18 protein-coding genes are annotated in these 20282 nt (G+C 60.3%); 13 read left to right on the top strand and 5 right to left on the bottom strand.

Annotation, left to right across the window (positions count from 1 at the left end):
• Window positions 1-52: 52 nt before the first annotated feature.
• From HRU82_12040 to HRU82_12055, 4 genes are all read left to right on the top strand, one after another.
• Entirely contained in the window at window positions 53-1081 is a 1029-nt protein-coding gene (locus HRU82_12040; protein QOJ35625.1) for a TonB family protein, read from the top strand.
• Between the two features lie 2 nt (window positions 1082-1083).
• A complete protein-coding gene (locus tag HRU82_12045) occupies window positions 1084-1695 on the top strand; it encodes a polyisoprenoid-binding protein (protein QOJ35626.1) in 612 nt (203 codons plus the stop codon).
• A gap of 230 nt (window positions 1696-1925) precedes the next feature.
• A complete protein-coding gene (locus HRU82_12050) occupies window positions 1926-2576 on the top strand; it encodes a hypothetical protein (protein ID QOJ35627.1) in 651 nt (216 codons plus the stop codon).
• A 45-nt stretch (window positions 2577-2621) separates the two neighbouring features.
• Window positions 2622-3533: a formylglycine-generating enzyme family protein gene (locus tag HRU82_12055; protein QOJ37195.1), complete on the top strand. Its 912-nt coding sequence runs from the start codon at window positions 2622-2624 to the stop codon at window positions 3531-3533.
• Window positions 3534-3546: 13 nt separating this feature from the next.
• On the opposite strand, the gene HRU82_12060 is transcribed toward HRU82_12055, so the two are convergent.
• Complete coding sequence (locus tag HRU82_12060; protein QOJ35628.1) at window positions 3547-4389, bottom strand: uroporphyrinogen-III synthase; 843 nt, start codon at window positions 4387-4389, stop codon at window positions 3547-3549.
• A gap of 40 nt (window positions 4390-4429) precedes the next feature.
• The gene (locus HRU82_12065; protein ID QOJ35629.1) at window positions 4430-5272 is read right to left on the bottom strand and encodes an SUMF1/EgtB/PvdO family nonheme iron enzyme; all 843 of its coding nucleotides are present in this window, start codon (window positions 5270-5272) and stop codon (window positions 4430-4432) included.
• 162 nt (window positions 5273-5434) lie between these two features.
• Between HRU82_12065 and HRU82_12070 the strand changes: the two genes are divergently transcribed.
• The 7 genes from HRU82_12070 (at window position 5435) to HRU82_12100 (ending at window position 14290) form a co-directional block, all read left to right on the top strand.
• Window positions 5435-5869 (top strand): VOC family protein, encoded by a 435-nt coding sequence (locus HRU82_12070; GenBank protein ID QOJ35630.1) that lies wholly within the window; start codon window positions 5435-5437, stop codon window positions 5867-5869.
• Between the two features lie 49 nt (window positions 5870-5918).
• On the top strand, window positions 5919-7544 hold the full coding sequence (locus HRU82_12075) for an MBL fold metallo-hydrolase (protein ID QOJ35631.1): 1626 nt from the start codon (window positions 5919-5921) through the stop codon (window positions 7542-7544).
• Window positions 7545-7576: 32 nt separating this feature from the next.
• Window positions 7577-8599 (top strand): NAD-dependent epimerase, encoded by a 1023-nt coding sequence (locus HRU82_12080; protein QOJ35632.1) that lies wholly within the window; start codon window positions 7577-7579, stop codon window positions 8597-8599.
• A 56-nt stretch (window positions 8600-8655) separates the two neighbouring features.
• Entirely contained in the window at window positions 8656-10827 is a 2172-nt protein-coding gene (locus tag HRU82_12085) for an SUMF1/EgtB/PvdO family nonheme iron enzyme (GenBank protein ID QOJ35633.1), read from the top strand.
• 86 nt (window positions 10828-10913) lie between these two features.
• Window positions 10914-11780: a hypothetical protein gene (locus HRU82_12090; GenBank protein QOJ35634.1), complete on the top strand. Its 867-nt coding sequence runs from the start codon at window positions 10914-10916 to the stop codon at window positions 11778-11780.
• Between the two features lie 70 nt (window positions 11781-11850).
• A complete protein-coding gene (locus HRU82_12095; GenBank protein ID QOJ35635.1) occupies window positions 11851-12807 on the top strand; it encodes an IS5 family transposase in 957 nt (318 codons plus the stop codon).
• A gap of 196 nt (window positions 12808-13003) precedes the next feature.
• Window positions 13004-14290, top strand: coding sequence for a hypothetical protein (locus HRU82_12100; GenBank protein QOJ35636.1), 1287 nt, complete (start codon window positions 13004-13006; stop codon window positions 14288-14290).
• On the opposite strand, the gene HRU82_12105 is transcribed toward HRU82_12100, so the two are convergent.
• Window positions 14287-15078 (bottom strand): polysaccharide deacetylase family protein, encoded by a 792-nt coding sequence (locus HRU82_12105; protein ID QOJ35637.1) that lies wholly within the window; start codon window positions 15076-15078, stop codon window positions 14287-14289. The two genes, HRU82_12100 and HRU82_12105, sit on opposite strands and share 4 nt — an antisense overlap.
• Window positions 15075-16115 carry a glycosyltransferase family 4 protein gene (locus HRU82_12110; GenBank protein ID QOJ35638.1) on the bottom strand — a complete coding sequence of 347 codons (1041 nt, stop codon included), beginning with the start codon at window positions 16113-16115 and terminating at the stop codon, window positions 15075-15077. The genes HRU82_12105 and HRU82_12110 overlap by 4 nt, the downstream gene beginning before the upstream one ends.
• Window positions 16116-16543: 428 nt before the next feature.
• Between HRU82_12110 and HRU82_12115 the strand changes: the two genes are divergently transcribed.
• Complete coding sequence (locus tag HRU82_12115) at window positions 16544-16903, top strand: hypothetical protein (GenBank protein QOJ35639.1); 360 nt, start codon at window positions 16544-16546, stop codon at window positions 16901-16903.
• A 171-nt stretch (window positions 16904-17074) separates the two neighbouring features.
• Entirely contained in the window at window positions 17075-19099 is a 2025-nt protein-coding gene (locus HRU82_12120) for a cation:proton antiporter (protein ID QOJ35640.1), read from the top strand.
• An 11-nt stretch (window positions 19100-19110) separates the two neighbouring features.
• On the opposite strand, the gene HRU82_12125 is transcribed toward HRU82_12120, so the two are convergent.
• Entirely contained in the window at window positions 19111-20199 is a 1089-nt protein-coding gene (locus tag HRU82_12125; GenBank protein QOJ35641.1) for an aromatic ring-hydroxylating dioxygenase subunit alpha, read from the bottom strand.
• Window positions 20200-20282: the final 83 nt, after the last annotated feature.

The raw sequence follows: 20282 nt of genomic DNA on the forward strand, positions 1-20282 counted from the left end.
GTCTCGGCAAAAAGCGGTTGAACTGACCGAGTGGCCTGAGTAGGATGCCGGAATGCGGTGCTGTCTCGACAAGGTTCTCGGCCGTAGTATCGCCGGACTGGGGCTGGCACTCGGACTGGTGGTCTTCTCCGCGCCGGCGCAAGCCGGTCCTCCTCCCGCTGCTCCACCCTCGGCTCCCAAACGCTGGGCCCAGTTCGAACTCATGAATGCCGAAACGGACGGCACGGTCCAGGCGGGAAAGGACGTGGTCTTGAGCATCACGCTCGGGGGGGTGTCCGCGGGGACGGAGTCGGTCATTGCCATTATCGAATCGCCGGGATTCCAGAGCCAAACCGTGTCGCTGAGCGAGGATTCGACACCGGTGGTCTATCAAGGCACGGCGATTCTGGAGCCCAACTCCACCTTGAAGAGCCCAACAACCGTGCATCCGAAGGCCGTCCGCCTCCGTGTGACCTTTGCGCGGGCCAAGATCACCGGCCTCGATGAATTCTTCAAACGCGATGTATACGTGACGCTCGGAGACAAGCCAGCCGAGGAATCGGAGACCGAGCTGACGCCGGCGCCCCCTGCGGACAGCGGCGACATCGACCCCGAGGCCGTGCAAAAGGCCACCGAGCAGGTCATGGCCGTGAATGCCACGATTGCGGAGGAGGATATTCTGCCGTTGCCGCCGCCGGGTGAATCCAAGGCCTACTGGAAACAGGTGAGCGACTTGATCAGCCGAAACTGGGGCCGGCAGGTGCGTTCCATCCGCCGCGCGCCGAGCAGCGAAACGGTGCGGGTGCAGTTTAAGATGTACGCGAGCGGTGTGGCACAATTGATTCAGCTCGAAAAGGGGTCCGGGGCGAGGGACCTCAATGATGCCGGATTACAGACCATCATCCATGCCCATCCGTTTCCGCCGCTCCCACCGGAAGTGGGCGGAGAGGTCGTCGATGTGCATGTTCGGATGCGAACGGGGGCGAAAGTCGCGAACCGCGATGTGGAAATGACGGTGGAGAAGAAGCCGTCCAAGTCTGCCGCCCGCCAGCCCTCAACACCCAAGGACGGACCCGCCGTCGGCGGTTCCGCAAAGGAGTAGGTATGACGAATCGGATAGGTCGTGTGGTGGTTGCTGTGTGCCTGAGCGTCGGCATATGGTTCGGGGCTTCGATCGGGTCTGCCGAGATGGCGCGATATGACGTCGATCTCGATCACTCGATCGTGGAGTTCAAGGTCGCCCACATGGTGATCTCCAAGACCACCGGACACTTCAAGGACTACACCGGCTTCATCGAAATGGATCCCGACGCCGGGTCGGTCAAGGCCATCGAAGCCACGATCAAAACGGCTTCCGTGACGACCAACCACGAAAAGCGCGACGCTCATCTGCGTAATCCCGACTTCTTCGACGTGGAGAAGTACCCAACCATGACGTACAAGATGAAAAGTTACAAAAAGACCGGCGACGGATACACCGCTGTGGGCGACCTGACGCTGCATGGCGTGACGAAGGAGATCACGCTGACGGGAAACTTCAACGGTGTGACCACAGATCCGTGGGGGAATATCCGTGCGGGGTTCACGGCGGAGGGGAAACTGAATCGAAAAGACTTCGGGATGGTCTGGAACAAGGCGCTCGATAGCGGGGGCCTGGTGGTGGGAGACGAAGTGTTCATCAAGCTGGACATCGAATGTATTAAGGCGAAATCCTAAGACGACGCATCCCCTCTGCGCACGCGGCGGGGTATCCCGGTGATCGGGATGCAGGCCGCCCCCTTCTCGTGTCGCGAGTCTCAGCCGACAGTCTAGTGGGATCGGCGCCGGAGGCAACGCCTCCGCGCCGCCCCTGCGCCGGTCCTCGGTCGCAGCAGAAGTCAATGGGTGCAAGTCTGACCGGCCCCGGTGGCGCCGGAGCAGACGGGATGGAGTGAAGGAGACGGGCGATGAACGAGAAGAGCGCTGGAAAATGCGGATGGCACCTCGGTAGGATGTACCGGTCTTGGCCCGTCAAATGTGCAACGATTGCGGTGGGGTTGTGGAGTCTGTGCCTTTCCCAGGCCGGAGCGTTGGAGTTCACCGCCGATCAGATCACCAAAATCAACGGGAAGACCCAGAAGGCCAATATCTATTACCGGGACAACATGTGGCGGATCGAACACCACACCATGGGCCCGGTCAATGTCAGTATCGTCCGCAAGGACAAACAGCTGGTGTGGTTGCTGTTGTCGCGGATGAAGCATTTCAAGACCGTCCCCTACAATGCCGACCAGGATCTAAAGGTGTCCGAGCGGCTGGAGGGGGAGGTGTCCCGCGAAGAGATCGGGACGGAGGTGCGCGAGGGACACCCCACGACGCTGTACGAAGTCACCGTACGGGAAGGCGAACGAACGGAAGTCTATTACCAATGGCTCGCGACGGACATTCGTTTCCCGATGAAGCTCGCCAAGAAGGACGGGAGTTGGATCGTCGAGTATCAGCATGTCAAGTTGCGCTCGGTCATCGACTATCTGTTTCAGCTGCCTCTGAATTTTGAACCGTTGGAAGAGTTCGATCAGTTGCCGGCTGCTCCGGCCCCGAGCCAGCAGCCGATGTAAGGTCGGATTCGAGCGAGGAGGAGAGATCACGTGCGAAAGGCAGGCATGATGACGGGGGCATTGTTGGCGACGGTGCTGGGATGGAGCGGTGCCGCCTCCGCATTGGATGTGGCGGATGTGACGCGCGAATGGACGCCGGAAGGCAAAAAGCTGGCGAACGAACGGGTCAAGCTGCCGGCGCATGACGAGATGATCCGGGTTCCGGCGGGCGAATTCCTCATGGGCAGCGACAAGAAGGTCGACAAGAACGCCTATATCGCCGAGCTGCCGCAACGCAAGGTCTATCTCGATGCCTATGAGATCGACAAGTACGAAGTGACCACCGTGCAATTCTTGAAGTTCGTCCTGGCGACGAACCGCGATCCCTTGATCGACTGGCAATACGACGGCGGCAATTTTCAGGACACGATGGTGAGCCACCCCGTCATGCACGTCTCTTGGTTCGATGCGGAGGCCTATTGCAAGTGGGCCGGGAAGCGGCTGCCGACGGAGGCCGAATGGGAAAAGGCCGCCAGAGGAACGGACGGGCGCATCTATCCCTGGGGCAACCAAATGGCCGGGCTCTCTCGGGCCAATTTCGGCCGGACCGGCCTGTCGGGACCGGTGCGTGATCGTCCGGAGCGGTTGTTGCTGTATCCGCCGATCATCTCGGTCGATAAGTACGACAATGCCGCCAGCCCCTATGGGGTGTTTCAAATGGCGGGCAACGTCGCCGAGTGGGTGGCCGATTGGTTCGACCCAAAGTACTACGCCAATGCGCCGGACAAAAACCCCAAAGGGCCGGATAGCGGAACCCAGCGCAGTTTCCGTGGCGGTGGCTGGATCGACAGCACGCCCAGCGTGCGCGCGGCCCAGCGGAATGGGACGGACCCCAACACCAAGATGAACTGGATGGGATTTCGTTGCGCGCGGGACGTGAAAGAAGGGGCGGGAGAGGCACAGGTCGAGGCCAAGTAACTACGGCGGTCTGTCACCCCGCAGCCTTGTGAGCGAGGATCTCCCGCGCCCGCATACTCGCTTCCCTGACCAAGATCCCCATTTTGCCGTGCGAGGGCTCGAAGTCGACGGGCAGGCCGTGAGCCTTCAGCCGTTCGCTGGCCGTCGGGCCGATGGAGGCCACCACCAGCTTCCGACAACTGCGTTTAAAACGATCCGTTTCGTTCTCTGCTTCCACCACCTGCAGCACATGGTCGATCTGGGCTGCGTTGGTGATCAGCAGCACCTGAACGCGATCCGTCACGATCTCGCGGATCACCCGTTTCATGGGCGCGAGATCTTCCGGCAGGGCCCAACGATACACAGGCACCGGGACCACATCGGCCTCGCGTCCGCGCAGGGCTGTCAGTAACTCCTTGTTCGACTGCCCATATTCCTGCACGGCGACTCGCAACCCGCGAATCGATCGATAGGCATCCAGCGAAGACAGAAGATCCAGCCAGGTGTTGGGTTCCGGCACGGTCAGGGTCGGGTGCAGCCCGACGGCCTTGAGGGCGGAAACGGGTTTGGGCCCTCGCGCCACCAGGGTGGTGCGCTGCAATGCCGCCGCGATCCGATCCCACGGCGAATTCGTGCGCAGAATCTCGAACAGGGTGGTCGTCCCGACGCCCGTCATCAGGATCAGGACATCGACGCCCTCCGTCAGCAACATGTGACCGAAACGAAGGGCGGACGAATTGTCTTCCAGCGGAATCTCGCGCAAGGCCGGCGTCACCAGCGGCTGGCCGCCGTGACGTTCGATCAGGCGCGTCATCTCCGGTGCCATGCGTGACTCGAATGAGGCCACCGTGAGGCCGTTGAAGCCGGGCTCGGCCATAGTACGCGAGGCTCCGTCACCACCTGCGAGCATGGATCGGCTACTTCGGTGCGTCCATCGCGCAACGGAAGCCGGTCGATTCGTTGCGAATGGTTGGGTCGCTGTCCACGCGGGTGAAGATGCGGACCGTGGGCGTTTCATTTTGCCAGCCAGCCCCTCGGATGACGCGCTTGGTGCCGGTCTCAGGACCGGGAGGGTTCTTGGCCGGGCTCTTCTCGTAGTATTTGGGGTCATACCAATCGTTCACCCATTCCCAGACGTTCCCTGCCATGTCATAGACCCCATAGGGGCTCTTGCCGGTCTCATAACTTCCCACCGGCATGAGGGTTCGTTCCCCGACCCACTTTTGATTGAAATTGAGGTGCTTGTTGGTGGGTTCCACGTTGCCCCAGGGAAACCGCCAGTCGTTGTTACCCTTCGCCGCCTTTTCCCACTCGGCTTCCCGAGGCAGTCGTCGGCCGGCCCAGCGACAATAGGCGTCGGCGTCGGCCCAATCGACGTTGACGACCGGGCGGTCGGTGAGCGATTCCGGAATGCCTGTGCCCTCCCAGAGGTTGCGGGTGGGATTCTTGGGATTCTGCGGCACGCGGTGGTTCGTGGTCTTGACGAACTCCAGGTACCGGCCGTTGGTGACCTCGAACTTGTCGATGTAAAAATCATCGATGTCGATCACATGGCGGGGGTATTCATCACGTCCGCCGTCGCGGTCTCCATGGGGCACCCCCATGGGGAACGAGCCGGCTGGGATCAACAGCAGAGGCGCGCCGTCCTTTCCCGTGATTTCCTTGGGTAACGCCGATCCCTCGCTCGCCCAAGCCGAGACTCCGAGGCCCGTCACTGTCCAGAACGCCACTGCAATCACCACGACTGCTCGTACCACCATAACGCCTGCTCCTTTGATTCGAAAAAGAGGTTGGATGATCGTACCACAGGGAGCAACGTGAGAGACAGGCTCGGCAAGCAGTCCAGCGCCGCTTGGCGGCAGAGAATGAGGATTGACGGGGTAGTGGCCCCCCACCTACTATACGGACCCGGGAGCAGGGTGATGCCGAAGCATCGCGGGTTGCGACATGTGGCGTTGCGCGTCACGGATCTGGCACGGTCGCGGGCGTTTTATGAACGCTTCTTGAACATGCGCGTGGTGTGGGAACCGGACCCTGAGAATGTGTATTTCAGTTCGGGCAGCGACAACCTGGCCCTGCATCAGATTCCCCCACACGACCTGGCGCAGTACGAGCCGTCGCGGGGACAATTCCTCGACCATGTGGGGATTATTTTGCCGAGTCCCGCCGAGGTGGACGAGCTGTTTCGCGAGGTACAGCAGGATGGAGTCCGGTATGGGGCCACCATCGCGAAGCCGCCGAAGCAACATCGCGACGGCAGCTACTCCTTCTACTTTGCCGATCCGGACGGCAATGTGATTCAAGCGCTCTACGAACCGACCATCAGCCGACTCGATTGGGTGGCCGGTAATCCATAGGGCCGAAGGCTGCTTCGGCCCCATCGCCCAAGAACGAGATTCCACGAGCATGGGAATTTGGGACACATTGCCGCGTGACCAATACGTCGGCCTGGCGCCGTGGGTGTGGGTGCAGCTGGAGAGCAACCAGCCGCCGGGCCCGTTCCCCTTCGTAGGCGGTGTGGCGCCCGATGTCGTCGCCAGTCTGCATGAAGCCCACAGCCTCTTGCTGGCCTGTGTGGAGACGGCCATCAGCGATGTCTTCTCCCGGCGCGCCACGTTAGGGGACCCGAGGACGAAGCAATTGTTGGAAGACGCCTATGCCGAACTGGTCAATTCCCGACCACAGTTGAGTCGGCATATCAGGACCGGGCGGCAACCGGATGGGAGTTTTCTCTGGTCACACCCCTTCGACTCGACCAAGTCCGCGACGGTGGTGAACAGCGGACTGCGGATTTTTCACGCGGTGAAACGGCAGGCGATTCCGGTTCCGTTCGAGCGGCCGATGGGCCCGATCGTGGGGAAGTTGCTCGGCATGTTGGATGGGACGCAACAAGCTGGCGCGCTCCGGACCATCGTCGCTACGGCCGGGCGGGACGGCGAGCGATTGTTGACCAAGCTGATGGAGCTGTTCCTGCAACACGACTGTCTCGTCCCGACGACGCAGGCCACGATCAGGGAACACTGGCTGCTCAATACCAGAGACCAGGATACGATCCATCTCGGCCATGCCGCCCTAATGTATCGGCAACGGGACCAGTTCTTTCTGTTCGACCCCTGGCTGCTGCCGTGGTTCGCGGAATCCAACGTGCCGAGCCTGTGGGTGCCGCTCTTGCCCAAGCCGGCGGGGATTTTCTTGACCCACGACCACGACGACCACGTCGATCCCCGCACGTTGCTGCATGTGCCGAAGGACGTGCCGATCGTCATTCCCAGCCGACGGAACCGAAAGAAATATTTCTACGATTACATTCCGCTTCTTCGGGAATTGGGTTTCACTCAGATTGTCGAGTTGGCGCACGGCGAGGCCTGGGCCTTCGAGGGCGGTGCCGTGGTGTCCGTGCCCTTTTATGGTGAAGATCCATGCGACCTCGAGATGCCTCGGAACTGCTATCTGGTCGCGGATCGCGGCCACAACGTGTTGGTTCACGCCGACAGCGGTCCGACCAACAGCGGCCGCTCCGCGATCAAGGAAGGTGTGATCCAGGGGTTGGTGGGTAAGTATGGACCCCTGCCGCTGGTTCTGGCCTCACAACAACAACTCCAGGAAGTCCGCAGCTATGCCGCCCATGCCCCTCTGTCCCATCCGGGCGCCTGGTTGGACGTGGGGGAAAACGGTTACCTCACCAACCGGTATCTGGATGAACTGTGCGGGGCGGCGCAGGCCAAATTGTTCGTATCCTATGCGACGGGCGGCGCCGATTGGTATCCCGACCATTTGTCCTTCATGTTCAGCCATCGCAATCCTGCGCGCACGGCGCTCCTCACCGCCCATTGGGAACAGCCTGAAAAGCTGAAAGATCTCCTGGCTGCGCACAATTGCGGGTACCATCGGACTCAGGCGCTGGACCTGTTCCGGCGTGACGGGACCGGAGGCCTGCAGGTCCTTTCCTCGGCGGCGGCGCTGTCACCGTTACCCCTGTACCGATATGACCATGGGGACCCGCCGTTCATGCAGCGAAGCGGGCGTAATTGAATACGTTGGAATCATTGAAAAGGGGAGGAGCGATGGCGGCCACGGACGGAGCAGTGCTGGTGACGGGAGCAGCCGGATTCATCGGGTTTCACTTGGCCAAGCGGCTGCTTGACCGCGGTGACCGTGTCATCGGGCTCGACAACCTCAACGACTATTACGACGTGCGGCTCAAGGAAGCGCGGCTGGCGCAACTGCAGGCCAGACCGCAATTCCAGTTCGTGAAGCTGGACCTTTCCGACCGCGCTGGAATGGCCGATCTCTTCGCGCAGCAACCGATCCGGCGGGTGGTGAATTTGGCGGCTCAGGCGGGCGTCCGATACTCGCTCGTGAATCCCCATGCATACACGTCCAGCAACGTGGACGGGTTCCTGAACATTTTGGAGGGTTGCCGGCATCACCAGGTCGACCACCTGGTCTACGCTTCTACGAGCTCGGTGTACGGCGGCCACACCCACATGCCATTCTCGGTGCATGACAATGTGGACCATCCCGTATCGTTGTACGCGGCGACGAAAAAGGCCAACGAGTTGATGGCGCACTGCTACGCGCACCTGTACCGGTTTCCGATCACGGGTCTGCGGTTTTTTACCGTCTACGGACCCTGGGGCCGTCCGGACATGGCGTTATTCCTGTTCACCAAGGCGATTCTCGAGGGCAAGCCGATCGACGTGTTCAATCACGGTAAAATGCAGCGCGACTTCACCTATGTGGATGATATCGTCGAAGGTGTGATTCGGACGCTCGATCGGCCGGCGCAAGCCGATCCCACGTGGTCGAGTGATCAGCCGGACCCGGGCAGCAGTTCGGCTCCCTACCGACTCTACAACATCGGGAATCACCAACCGGTCGAGCTGCTGCGCTTCATCGAAGTCCTGGAGGAGACACTCGGGAAAAAGGCGCAAAAGAACTTCCTGCCCCTGCAGGCCGGCGACGTGCCGGCGACCTACGCCGACGTCGCGGACCTCATGCGGGACACCGGGTTCAAGCCGTCCACCCCAATCGAAACGGGGATCGCGCGGTTCGTGGCCTGGTATCGCGAGTACTACAGAATCTAGCTCGGTTCTACTCGTTCCCCACGTAGAGGCTATCTGCTTGCGCACTCGCTGGCACGATGAATCATCAGCCCGAATGTTCCCGTCGACAGTTGATCAAAGCCCTTCTCGGGCTTGGGTTAGTGGTTGTCGCACGTTCCCCGACTGCTGTGTTTGCGGAGGGATCGTTTGAGTCCAAGGTTGACGGCACGGCTCCGCTCCTCCACGCCCCGAAGGAGCCGCAGCAATGGCCTTCATGGAGGGAAGGACTAACGGAATGGCGAAATCAGGCGCGCGCAGCCTTGAGGTATGACCATCGGCGTTACCAAGAACCAGCTCAGGCCTGGGTCACGTCCAGCTTCTCCAGTTGTTTCCTCATGCTGTATGACCAGACCTTCTTTGATCAGGAGTCGGGCCAATATCATGTTGAAGCCTTCCTGCGAACGGCGATGGAGGACTTCGGTGGCTTCGACAATCTCATTCTGTGGCACGCCTATCCGAGAATCGGGGCGGACGACCGCAATCAATTCGACTTCTACCGAGACATGCCGGGCGGTTTGAACGGTCTGCGAGAGGTTGTGAGGCAATGTCACCGCTTGGGGGTCAAGGCCCTTATTGTGTACAAACCCTGGGATATCGGAACGAGGCGGGAGGCCACCTCTGATGTGGAGGGCCTGGCAACGCTTGTACAAGCTATCGAGGCAGACGGCGTGTATCTGGATACGATGCCGGAGGCTCCGGAGCATCTCCGCGCAGCGCTCGACGGAATCGGTCCTGGACTTGTCGTGGAAGGTGAGGGGGTACTGCCGCTTGAGCATATCCATGACCACCATATGTCCTGGGCGCAATATTTCGAGGACAGCGAAGCCCCCGGGATTCTCAGAAATAAATGGCTTGAACGCCGCCACATGATGCACCAAACCGCTCGGTGGAGGCGGGACCGTTCTGCCCAACTCCATACGGCCTGGATGAACGGAACCGGGATGGTGGTGTGGGAAGTTGTCTTTGGTTCTTGGGTTGGGTGGTCGGCAAGGGATCGATCGATCTTGCGCAGAATGTTGCCGATTCAGCGGAGGTTTGCTGCGCTCTTTTCCGGAGAGGGTTGGACTCCGCTCGTTCAGACGGAGGCTGGCAATATCTATGCCACGCTGTGGGAGAGGCAGGATCTCCGCCTGTGGACCCTGGTGAATCGGGGAGACCAGTCAGTGTCAGGTCTGCTCCTAAAGGTTCCGGCAGTGATCGGATCAAAATATTTTGACCTATTCACTGGCCAAGAGGTGGTTCCTGACATTCAGGACGGAACTGCTCTCCTGCAGGGGGCTCTCGCGCCGCGAGGGATTGGTGGCTTCGTGGCAGGAACGAGCACCTCGCTCGGCCCTGATTTCTCACAGTTTCTGGCGACACAACGAGAACTCTATCTCCGTGAGGCAAGTTCGGTTGAGTTTCCGACGCGTCCCGTCCTGGCCCTTGGGCAGCCGACGGTCGCTATTCTCACGAGCCAGGACCGCCTTCCCGAAATGGCCAGGATTCCATCTGCACGCTTCACCATGCGCGTCCAACTGAGGACCAGAGAATGCGGTTTCTATGAGAATGAAATGGACCACGGCGAACTGTATGGGAACTTTCACAAACCGCGGTGGTTCGAACGAGCGGTCACGTTACCGGCCTATGCGATCGATGTGGCGCCGGTGACGAATGCACAGTATGCCGAGTTCCTTCGCGTGGCGCGTTACCGGCCTCGACATACAGAGAACTTCCTGAAGCATTGGGTCGACGGAAAACCACCAGGAGGGAAGGAGGATCACCCGGTGGTCTATGTCAGTCTGGATGATGCACGAGCCTATGCTCAATGGGCCGGCAAGGCGATCCCGACTGAGGAGCAGTGGCAGTATGCAGCCCAGGGACCGGCGGCCTTGAAGTATCCCTGGGGGGAAGTGATGGAGCCTGGGCGGTGCAACGGCGGGGAAACCGGTACCACCACAAGTGTCACGGCCTTTCCCAACGGGCGCTCTCCATTCGGGTGTTATGACATGTGCGGCAACGTATGGGAATGGACAGAGAGCGAACGCACCGATGGACGAACTCGTTTCTGCATGGTTCGCGGCGGGTCACACTACACCGCTCAGGGTTCTCATTGGTACATGGACGGAGGCCCTCGACCAACCGATTTTTCCGCGAAGTTTCTGCTCCTGTGGCCCGGTTTGGACCGCTGCGCGACGATCGGGTTTCGATGCGCCGTTCTGCTGGAATAATCTCGCGCATGACTTCCTGATCCCTCCTAGTGCGATGAACGCAATGCAATGTGAAGGGCTGGAAGTCAAGCGGCGGAGGTGGGAACGTGACCACTCACAAACTTGTCGAGTCGGTTTCTTTTCTCTTGATGTCCCTGCCCATAATTGCGTTTGCCTGTCTCTGGTACGTCACAACTTTCTCTGAGAAAGAGGATTGGCGGGTTGGGTTTCTTCAAGCGGCCATTCTGTGGGGCAGCGCCACGCTTCTAATCACGGAACTGCTCTCAGTATTTGCGGCTATCCGTCCCGCGACACTCGCGTTAACGTGGACCCTCGTCATCACCTACTCGCTGCATATCATCCGACGGCACATCCTCGAAGGGGGAGAGAGTCCTGTACTTGTCACAAGGAGACTCTTCGCGTTGCCGGCTGGAAATGGCTGGTGGATTGTCCCGCTCGTCCCAGCCGCCGCGATCGCGATTGCGACAGCGGTGATCGCTTTGATTGCCCCTCCCAACAACTGGGACTCCATGACCTATCACATGAGCCGAGTGGAACATTGGCGAGCCAATGGAAGTGTGATGCACTATTCGACAAACGTCGTGTGGCAACTCTACCTCAACCCCTGGGCAGAATTTGCGATCTTGCAGTTTCAAACGCTTGGGTTCGGCTCAGACCGTTTGGCTAATCTTGTGCAGTGGTTCGCCTTTGTGGGGGCGCTGGTGGGTGTCTCCCTCCTCGTCAGGATTTTGGGTGGTGCCCTGCTTGCTCAGAGCCTGGCGGCCTTGGTGGTTGCTTCCACGCCCATGGTTATCTTGCAATCCACTTCGACTCAAAACGATGTGGTCTGCCGGCTCTTTGTAGTAGCAGCGGTCTATTTCGCCTTTGAGCGGCTCACTATGTCGAGTAAGAAGGCCGAGTGGTACCTGCCGTTGTCGGTGGCGCTTGCGTTCGCGACCAAGGGTACGGCCTAGGGAAGGTCTGATTTATTCTCTTTGCATGATGTGCTAAGGGTAGCGCAGCACTGAACTGGAGGCGTGCCCCATGCAGCAACAGACGTTTGCCGAAGTCTCGTTTGAACAGTATCGCAAGCCCACCCGCCGGGAGCAGTTTCTCAACGAGATGAACCAGGTTGTTCCATGGGCGGAATTGGTAGCGGCGATCGAGCCGGTCTACCCCAAGGCCGAGGGCCCAGGGCGTCCGCCCGTGGGTGTCGAACGCATGTTGCGCCTCCATTGTCTGCAACAGTGGTTTAACCTGTCGGACCCGGCGGTGGAGGAAGCGCTGTACGACTCACACGCCATGCGGCAGTTCGTGGGGATTGATCTGGGCCGCGAGCCCGTACCGGATGAAACCACCATCTGTAAGTTTCGGCATCTGCTGGAAGCCCACCACTTGGGCGCACAGCTCTTTGCGCGGATCGGCGCGTATCTGGCTGCCCACGGGCTGAAGGTCAGCCGGGGCACGATCGTGGATGCCACGATCATCAATGCGCCCAGTTCGACGAAGAATCGCCAGAAAGAGCGAGATCCGGAGATGCATCAGACCAAGAAGGGGAACCAGTGGTATTTCGGCATGAAGGCGCATATTGGAGTGGACAGCCGGACGAAGCTGGTTCACTCAGTGGCGGCCACGGCGGCGAATGTCCATGACAGCCAGGTGTTGCCGGAGTTGCTGCATGGACAGGAGACACGAGTATGGGGCGATGCCGCCTATAGCGGGCAACGCGACATGATTCAGCACCATGCTCCCCATGCCAAGAGCTTCGTCCAGACGAAAGCCCATCGCCATCGGCCCTTGAGCGAGACGGAGCGGGCCCGCAATCGGACGAAGTCGAAGGTTCGTGCCAAAGTCGAGCATGTGTTCTTGGTGATCAAGCGGATCTTCGGGTGGGCCAAAGTGCGGTACCGGGGGCTCGCGAAGAATGCGCACTGGTTGTCTATCAGTTGCGGCTTGGCGAATCTGTATGTAGCACGCCGGCACTTGCTGGCGGCAGCCTAGCGGACGGGGGTGCGAACGGGGCGCGGGCCGCCTGACGGCGGAGGAATCCGAGAAAGGCGCTCTCGGACCAGCGGGTTCCCAGCTGATGGCCCGTCTTGATCCACCGAGAAACAGATTGCTTCGTGGAAACGCGAATTAATCAGACGTTCCCTATCTCATTCTCTTGCCTTTCGTCGGTTATGCCCTGATCGCTGTGATGAAGCAAGAAGGCTTCAGGGCAGGCTTCCGATCGATCAGTATCATGGTGCTCGCGATCCTCTTGATGAATGTCGGACATTGGAGCCGAAGCGTTTGGTTGTGGCATCATCCCCTTGGTGATCCCCAATGGTTGAGGCAATACCAAAACGAATCTTTCGGTATTCCGGAGACCCTGTCGAGCGTGGTACGGAATGCGGCCATCCATCTTGGGACCCCTTCTTCTAAGGTCAATGCCGTCATTGAATCAGTCGTACTGAAAATCCACGATAAGCTCGGAATCACCATCAGTGAACCATCGCTGACCTTTGCGCCGCGGAATAACATTGTGCCGGAAGCAGGGTTACTTACCCATGAGGACTATGCGGGAAATGGCGTTGTATTCATCTTGTCCTGCATGGCCGTGGGGCTGGTGATTCTGAGGCCGGTGGGAAGCAGGGCACGCTTCTTCGCCCTGATGCTCTGTGCGAGCAGCCTCCTCTTTTGCATATTTCTGAAGTGGGCACCGTGGAATAGTCGCCTGCATACACCGCTATTCTTCCTGGCGGCCGTACTGATTGGTTGGCTTCTCGCACCTGCCCAACTTGAAGTGCTTGATGAGAATCGAGTGTGGTGGAAGAGGGGCTCGGTACTCAGCGGGATTGGCCTGATCACAAGTGGAGTAATCTTGAACGAGTGGGTACTTGCAAAGTTTTTCAGTCCCGCCGGGACCATACACTCCGTCTCTCTCAGGCTGGGGATTTGGGGCGTCGACGGCATGATGGTTGGGTCTGGGCTTTTAATCATGATACGACCCAATCGATTTCTCCATACGGTGACAGGCCTGCTGGTGTTGTTCCTTGCGGTTACTGCGCTGCCGTGGGTTGCTCTGAATCAACTCAGGCCATTGATATCTTCTCAATACGCACCAAGCATTTTTGATCGACCCAGGATCGAGCAGATGTTTGCCAACAATAGCGGGCTAATCGGTCCCTACACCGAATTGGTTTCCGTGCTCATTCAGCGTGTGAAATGCCGCGAAATTGGTTTGAAAATACAGCTTGGAGCCTTCGAGTATCCTCTCTGGCAGATCGCACGCCACGCGGGGGAGGATCTTGTGTTTCGCCACGTCAAAGTCGACAACGAGTCAGCCAGGATCGAGAATGGTTTCTCTCCGCAGTTACCGTGCGCCGTCACGGTCATTGCCAGCGGGGGCGACTGGGATCCGGATCTGTCGGGTTTGGAGAAGATGCAGATGATCTGGTCTCGACCACCTATCCGGCTTCTAGTCCTGGCGCCTGCCGGCTAGAACACTCGAGTGTAATTCTGAAGAGCCTCGGATACCCAGCCGGTCTGAAACCGCGCGAGAAACCGACAGAGCGCTTTGAATTCCTTCATGCTGTCTGCGATCTCCATGCAGAGCGGGTGGGCGAGGATGGTGGCGATCCCGTCGTGTTCCTCGATCGCCTCGACCTGCTGCATGACGGTCTTCCGCCATTCCTGAATCGTCTTTCTCCCTGCGAGCCGGTGAGGTTTGGTGTGCGCCGGTAAGTACTTGCCGTGCAAGAGATGCTCGTGGTCCGGGAGCGTATTGATCGGCAGGGACACGAGTTCCTGACTGATCCGTTCCATCGCCCCCTCCACACCGGACACCCGATCCGAGACGATGCGGATGCCCCGCTCGCCCAGGAGGGGATAGGTCGAGGCGTCGCGCTTGTAGGCGTGGTTGCGCCATGCCGTAATGCGGATGCCCGCCGTCTCCTCGATGGCTGCAATGGTGCGATCGATATCGCGTCGCTGGAGCGAGGCAGGGCCCAGGATCGAGCCTCCCAACTTCCTGGAGAGCCAATGGCGCCAGGATCGGAAGGCGCAGAACGTATGGCCGCCGATCTCGCAGTGGGCTCGGCGACCTAATTCCGCCACGGTGTCCCGTTCCTCCAAACAGGCCTGTCCCGTGACGAACAACGTCACCTTGATGTGGTAACGGGCGGCAATGTCGCAATAGCGGAGTGCGAGTTGCGCTTCGCTCTCCCTTGCATATCGCGTATCGGCGCCTCGATAAGATCGATGGTGGACATCGCCGGTCAGGCAAATCATACGAGTTCCCGATAGATGGAGGCGGTGCGTTCGATCGCCTGGTCGAGTGAAAAGTTCTGCAGGACGCGCTGTCTGGCGCGCTGGGCTGCGGCAAGCGACTCCTCTCGGTGCTCCAAGACCCGTTGCACGGCATCCGCCAGCGCCACGGGATTCTCCGGCTCAACCAACCGTCCCATCGTGCCGTCCTCGATCAGATCGGGAATGCCGCCGATGCGGGTCGCCACGATCGGGATGCCCATGGCCATGGCCTGCAGGAGGACCTGGGGAGTGCCTTCGACCTTGAATGAAGGGAACACCAGGCAGTGCATGGTGGCGAGGAGTTCGGGGATGTCGCTCCGGAAGCCGGTGAGGATCGCATGAGGCTTGAGTTGGAGCCGATCCAGCAACTCATCGGCGGTGTGCCGGTCCCAGGGCGGGCCGTCTCCGACGAAGACAAACTTCGCGCGCGGCCACCGTTTGAGCAGGGCGGGGGCTGCCTCCATGAGGTAGCGGAACCCCTTTCCCCGTTCCAGGCGGCTGACGTACCCGATGATAGGATCTGCCTCATGGAGTCCGAATTCCGCGATGATCGCCTTGCCGCTGACGGAGGGAGAGAACCGTTCGAGGTCGATCCCGGCTGGAATCTCCACGACATGAGCGGGGTTCAGCGTGGGAATACGCAGCAGATCCTTCTTGGTGTCCAGCGAAGAGGTCAAGAGCCGATCGGACAGGGCGGTATACACGAAGCTGGAGAAGGGGTTGGTCTTCACGGGCGTGCCGATGTGGCGGGTACGGACGATAGGGATTCCTCGCCGTCGCGCAGCCGGGCCGCAAATCCAGTGGTCTTTCGAGCTGTGGGTGTGGAGGATATCGACCTGGTGGCGCCCCAGGAGGGCCCAGAACCGGAGCATGGACGGCAGGTCGTAGGACTGCCGCATGGGTAGCGGGAGGGTGGGAATACCTTGTGCGGCCGCTCGTTGTGCAAGGGCGGCTCCCGGATTGCAGACGAAGGTGATCCGATATCCTCTGGCTCGAAACCGCGCAGCTTCTTCGAGCATACGAATCTCCAGGCCCCCGAATCCGGAGGAGGCGCTCGTATGCCAGACAGCCAGGGGACGATCTCTGTGAGGACTCTTCACAGGCTCGATACAGTGCAGGTCCGACTTGCGACTAGAACGATGATGGAGCAATCGGCAAAAGAGTACTGGGGCTGTACAGGAGAATCAAGATCGGCCCGTGGGCATTGTCGCTCATGGGGAGGGCGTGAAGCGCATTCGACACAGGTGAGTCAGTGGTGCGACAGGCGAGCGATGTCGACAGCGGAGTCGGATGTCCGCGAGGTCCTGAAAGTCCTGCTGGTTGAGCGGATCCAGCCGAGTGGGTCCACTTGTTGCTTACCTGTAGAATGGAGTAAGGTACAAAGAGAATCAGGCGGCAGCGGAGGTTATATTTCGTGATACGCACTACCACGATGAGCCTGTGTGGTGTGGGGGTTTTCCTTGTCACCCTGGGCGCTGGTATGGCCCAGGCTGAAGAGGGCTCGAGCAGCGCAGCCATGTGGAATGCCTTCCGCAGCCCGTCTGGCTCTCCCGCGTCGCAAGCACCTGCGGCCGATCGGGACCAGAATGTCTTTCGCCAGACACCCACGTTGAGTGGGCGGCTTCAGATCAGCGAACAAACGCTTCTTCCCTTTGTGGGAGCGGGGTTCGGCGGCGGGTATGTGACCGAGCGCGACCGGGCCATCGGGCCGGCCCCTTCCATTCTGCAGCAGAGCATTCTCGGCGATTCTCTCAGCAGGGGAATGATGCCGAACGAATTTCAGCTGGGCATCCGTATTCCCTTCTAGCGACTCGGCCTCTCCGATCCACCTCAGTCGTTCTCCTTCGTCTCCAGACCCGCGCGAGTCCTTGATCACCAAGAGTTCCCGCTTGTTCGGCTGAAGGCCCTACGGTATGCTGCGTGACGGCAGCGGCCCGCATCGACGTTCGTCTGACCGGTTTCCGACTCCATCGACCACATGAGCGACTACGGCGTCCTCGGCGACCTATTGGTGATCTATGCGGTGTCTACCGTCGTGGTCTTCATTTTTCACCAATTTCGCCTGCCGTCGATTGCCGGTTTTTTGGTGGCAGGCGCGCTGATCGGACCGCATGGACTGCACCTCATTTCCGATGTGTCGCAGGTGCACGTGCTGGCCGAAATCGGGATCGTGCTCCTGCTCTTCACGATCGGCATGGAGTTTTCGTCCGCTCACTTTGCCGCAGCTCGCCGCGTGCTGGCCGTCGCGGCTCCCGTTCAGACCGGCGGGGTGCTTCTGCTCGCCCTGCCCGTGGCCCTGCTCGCGGGGCTCTCCTATCAACAGGGGATTTTCTGGGGCTTCCTGCTGGCCTTGAGCAGCACGGCCATCGTACTCAAGGCCCTTGCGGAGCAGGGGGAGAGTGATTCGTTCCACGGCCGCGCCACGGTGTCGATCCTGATTTTCCAGGATCTGGCAGTGGTGCCGATGATGCTCGTGACCCCGATCCTGGCGACTCCGGCTGGAGGGGCGATGGGGACGGTGCTCCTCACCCTGGCCAAGGCGGCCCTGGTGGTGGGGCTGATCGTCTCGGCAGCCTGGTATCTCGCGCCACGGCTGTTGCGGCACATTGTACGGAGTCGGAGCCGTGAATTGTTTCTTCTGTCGATCATCGTGCTGTGTCTCGGCATTGCCTGGTTGACTTCCCTGGGAGGGTTGTCGCTGGCCTTGGGGGCGTTCATCGCCGGACTGGTCATCGCCGAATCCGAATACAGCCATCAGGCGCTCGCGGAGGTGCTCCCCTTTCGCGACAGTTTCAACAGCCTCTTCTTCGTGTCCATCGGAGTGTTGATGGATATGAGGGTCGTGCTGGACCATCCGTTCATCGTGCTCGGTCTGTTGCTGGCCGTGATCGTGGGCAAACTCGTGACTGGAGCGGGCGCCATGTTGGCGGCCGGGGCGCCGCCCCGTTCTTCGGTGCTGGTCGGCGTGGCGCTGGCGCAGGTGGGGGAGTTCAGTTTTATTCTGGCCGAGCAGGGGAAGGACGCAGGCCTGCTGACCGGCGATTACTACCAGCTGTTCTTGGCCACGTCTGTCCTCACGATGGTGGTCACACCCTTTCTCATGCAATGGTCGCCGAGCCTGGGGCGACGGGTCGAAGCCGCTCAGCGGCTCAGGCGCTGGCTGCCGAGCCGCACCGCCGCCCATGTGGCGCAGCTGGAACACCAACCGGTCCGGATCAAGGACCATGTCATCATCGTGGGGTATGGGCTGAACGGCCGCAACCTTGCCCGCGTGTTGGGCGAGACCGAGATCCCCCATGTGGCGCTCGACTTGGATGGAGACACCGTGCGCCGGGAGGCGCGCCACGGCGTCCCCATCTATTACGGCGACGGTTCGAACGCCAATGTGCTGCGGCATATGCGCATCGAGGATGCCAAGGTGCTGGTGGTGGCGTTATCCGATCCCTTCACGGCCCGGCGCACGGTGAAGGTCGCCAAGGGGCTCAACCCCAAACTCCATATCGTTGTGCGGACGCGCTACTTGCGTGAACTGGAAGAGTTGCATCAACTCGGCGCCGACGACGTGGTGCCGGAGGAGTTTGAAACGTCAATCGAGATCTTCGCCCTCGTACTCCGCACCTATAGCCTGCCCCAGGAATTCGTCGTGCGCAAAGCCGAGCAGATCCGTCGGGAGGGGTATGCGTTGCTGCGCCGCAGCGAGATGCCGGAATTGGCCCATCATCTTCGCGGCGGGACGCTCACCGATGTGGAGGTGGAAACCTGTCGGGTCGACGACGAGGCGCCCGCGGTCGGCAAGTCTCTCGCCGAACTCTCGATCAGGCCGAGGACCGGTGCATCGATCATTGCGTGGACCAGAAACCAGATCACGCAATCGAATCCGCCCGAAACGGTGCGCCTGCAGGCCGGCGACGTGGTGACGTTGCTTGGCTCACGAGACCAGATTCGTCGAGCCATGGCCCTGCTCAACGAGCTCAATAGCGGCCCGCATCACATGAGGACGTAATCTCAGGGGGGTCAGCTTCTCCAGCGGAGGGTCACAGGGCTTTTCAGCGGGTGGTCGAGGGGCTGGCCGGTCTGGATCGAAGCCAAGTGGGCGGCCTTTAACTTGTAATACCACTTGGCGGGCGTGTCCGCATCGTCGATCAGCATGAGGGCCGGTTTGTACTTCAATCCGACGGCCTGCCGTTCCATCGCCTGCTTGTCTTGTTTCATGAAAATGTTGGCGAAATAACGAAACAGCGGCTTGGCGAAAGGCAACCAGGGCAGAATGTTCCAGGCGGCGGCGAAATCGATCCGGCATTGCTGGTCGCCGATGGGCGTGACGGTGGCGCGAGAAGAGACGTACATGGAGCCGCATTGCACGAACTCGAACCGTTGATTGGGCAGCACGAAGTCGATGGTCGTGGTGAGCGGGCCGCCGTACAGTTTGTTGAGTAGTTTATAGGGGCCGCTGTTCTTGGACGGGGCATGGGGGACCATGCGGAACCCGTTGGGAATCGGCTCGAACGTCTTGGCCTTGTCATGCATGCTGGCCTTCGTTCGCCACCAGGAACTCTGGTGGACGAAGGGGCCGTGCGCGGGATCCATGAGCCCGACAATGCCGTCGTCGATGGTGCAATCGAGGATCGTCGAGATCTGGATCATCCGATAGGGTGCGGACGGCAACGGGAGGCGCGGCACTTCCGGAACGACCTGGTTCGGCTGTTGTGGGTCGGTGAGGAAGACCCAGACATACCCATCGTGATCTTCGCAGGGGTATGAGGTAACGCCGATCTTCTCAGCCTTGAGCGGAGAGCCTTCGACCAGGGCTGGGATATGGCGGCAACGGCCGCAGGTATCGAACTGCCAGCCGTGATAGGCGCACTCAACGCGTTCCCCGTCGAACTCGCCGAAGGAGAGGGGCATGCCTCGATGCGGGCAAATATCCCGCATCGCCGCCACCTGGCCTTGGCGATCTCGGCAGACGAGAATCGGTAGGCCCAGCAGGACCTGCGCTTGCATCCGCCCGGTGGCCAGTGAACTGCTGGTGGTGGCCGGATACCAGAAGCCGAGCAGAGGTGCGCTCTTGGACGGTTTGAATTCGGTGATCAGGTCGGTGCTCACGTCCGGACTATAACGATGGGCCTTCGTGAGGTCAAGCAATCGGAAGGCCTGTCCGTGCCGCGCATTTCTTGACAAGAAAAAGT

Source organism: Nitrospira sp. (assembly GCA_015709715.1).
Classification (GTDB): Bacteria; Nitrospirota; Nitrospiria; order Nitrospirales; family Nitrospiraceae; genus Nitrospira_A.

Bases quoted from the DNA above. Each gene is read 5' to 3' on its own strand.
- HRU82_12045 (QOJ35626.1), top strand. From the start codon at position 1,084: ATGACGAATCGGATAGGTCGTGTGGTGGTTGCTGTGTGCCTGAGCGTC.
- HRU82_12120 (QOJ35640.1), top strand. From the start codon at position 17,075: ATGAGCGACTACGGCGTCCTCGGCGACCTATTGGTGATCTATGCGGTG.
- HRU82_12050 (QOJ35627.1), top strand. From the start codon at position 1,926: ATGAACGAGAAGAGCGCTGGAAAATGCGGATGGCACCTCGGTAGGATG.
- HRU82_12070 (QOJ35630.1), top strand. From the start codon at position 5,435: ATGCCGAAGCATCGCGGGTTGCGACATGTGGCGTTGCGCGTCACGGAT.
- HRU82_12100 (QOJ35636.1), top strand. From the start codon at position 13,004: ATGAAGCAAGAAGGCTTCAGGGCAGGCTTCCGATCGATCAGTATCATG.
- HRU82_12065 (QOJ35629.1), bottom strand. From the start codon at position 5,272: ATGGTGGTACGAGCAGTCGTGGTGATTGCAGTGGCGTTCTGGACAGTG.
- HRU82_12040 (QOJ35625.1), top strand. From the start codon at position 53: ATGCGGTGCTGTCTCGACAAGGTTCTCGGCCGTAGTATCGCCGGACTG.
- HRU82_12075 (QOJ35631.1), top strand. From the start codon at position 5,919: ATGGGAATTTGGGACACATTGCCGCGTGACCAATACGTCGGCCTGGCG.
- HRU82_12085 (QOJ35633.1), top strand. From the start codon at position 8,656: ATGAATCATCAGCCCGAATGTTCCCGTCGACAGTTGATCAAAGCCCTT.
- HRU82_12080 (QOJ35632.1), top strand. From the start codon at position 7,577: ATGGCGGCCACGGACGGAGCAGTGCTGGTGACGGGAGCAGCCGGATTC.
- HRU82_12060 (QOJ35628.1), bottom strand. From the start codon at position 4,389: ATGGCCGAGCCCGGCTTCAACGGCCTCACGGTGGCCTCATTCGAGTCA.
- HRU82_12110 (QOJ35638.1), bottom strand. From the start codon at position 16,115: ATGCTCGAAGAAGCTGCGCGGTTTCGAGCCAGAGGATATCGGATCACC.
- HRU82_12055 (QOJ37195.1), top strand. From the start codon at position 2,622: ATGATGACGGGGGCATTGTTGGCGACGGTGCTGGGATGGAGCGGTGCC.
- HRU82_12095 (QOJ35635.1), top strand. From the start codon at position 11,851: ATGCAGCAACAGACGTTTGCCGAAGTCTCGTTTGAACAGTATCGCAAG.
- HRU82_12105 (QOJ35637.1), bottom strand. From the start codon at position 15,078: ATGATTTGCCTGACCGGCGATGTCCACCATCGATCTTATCGAGGCGCC.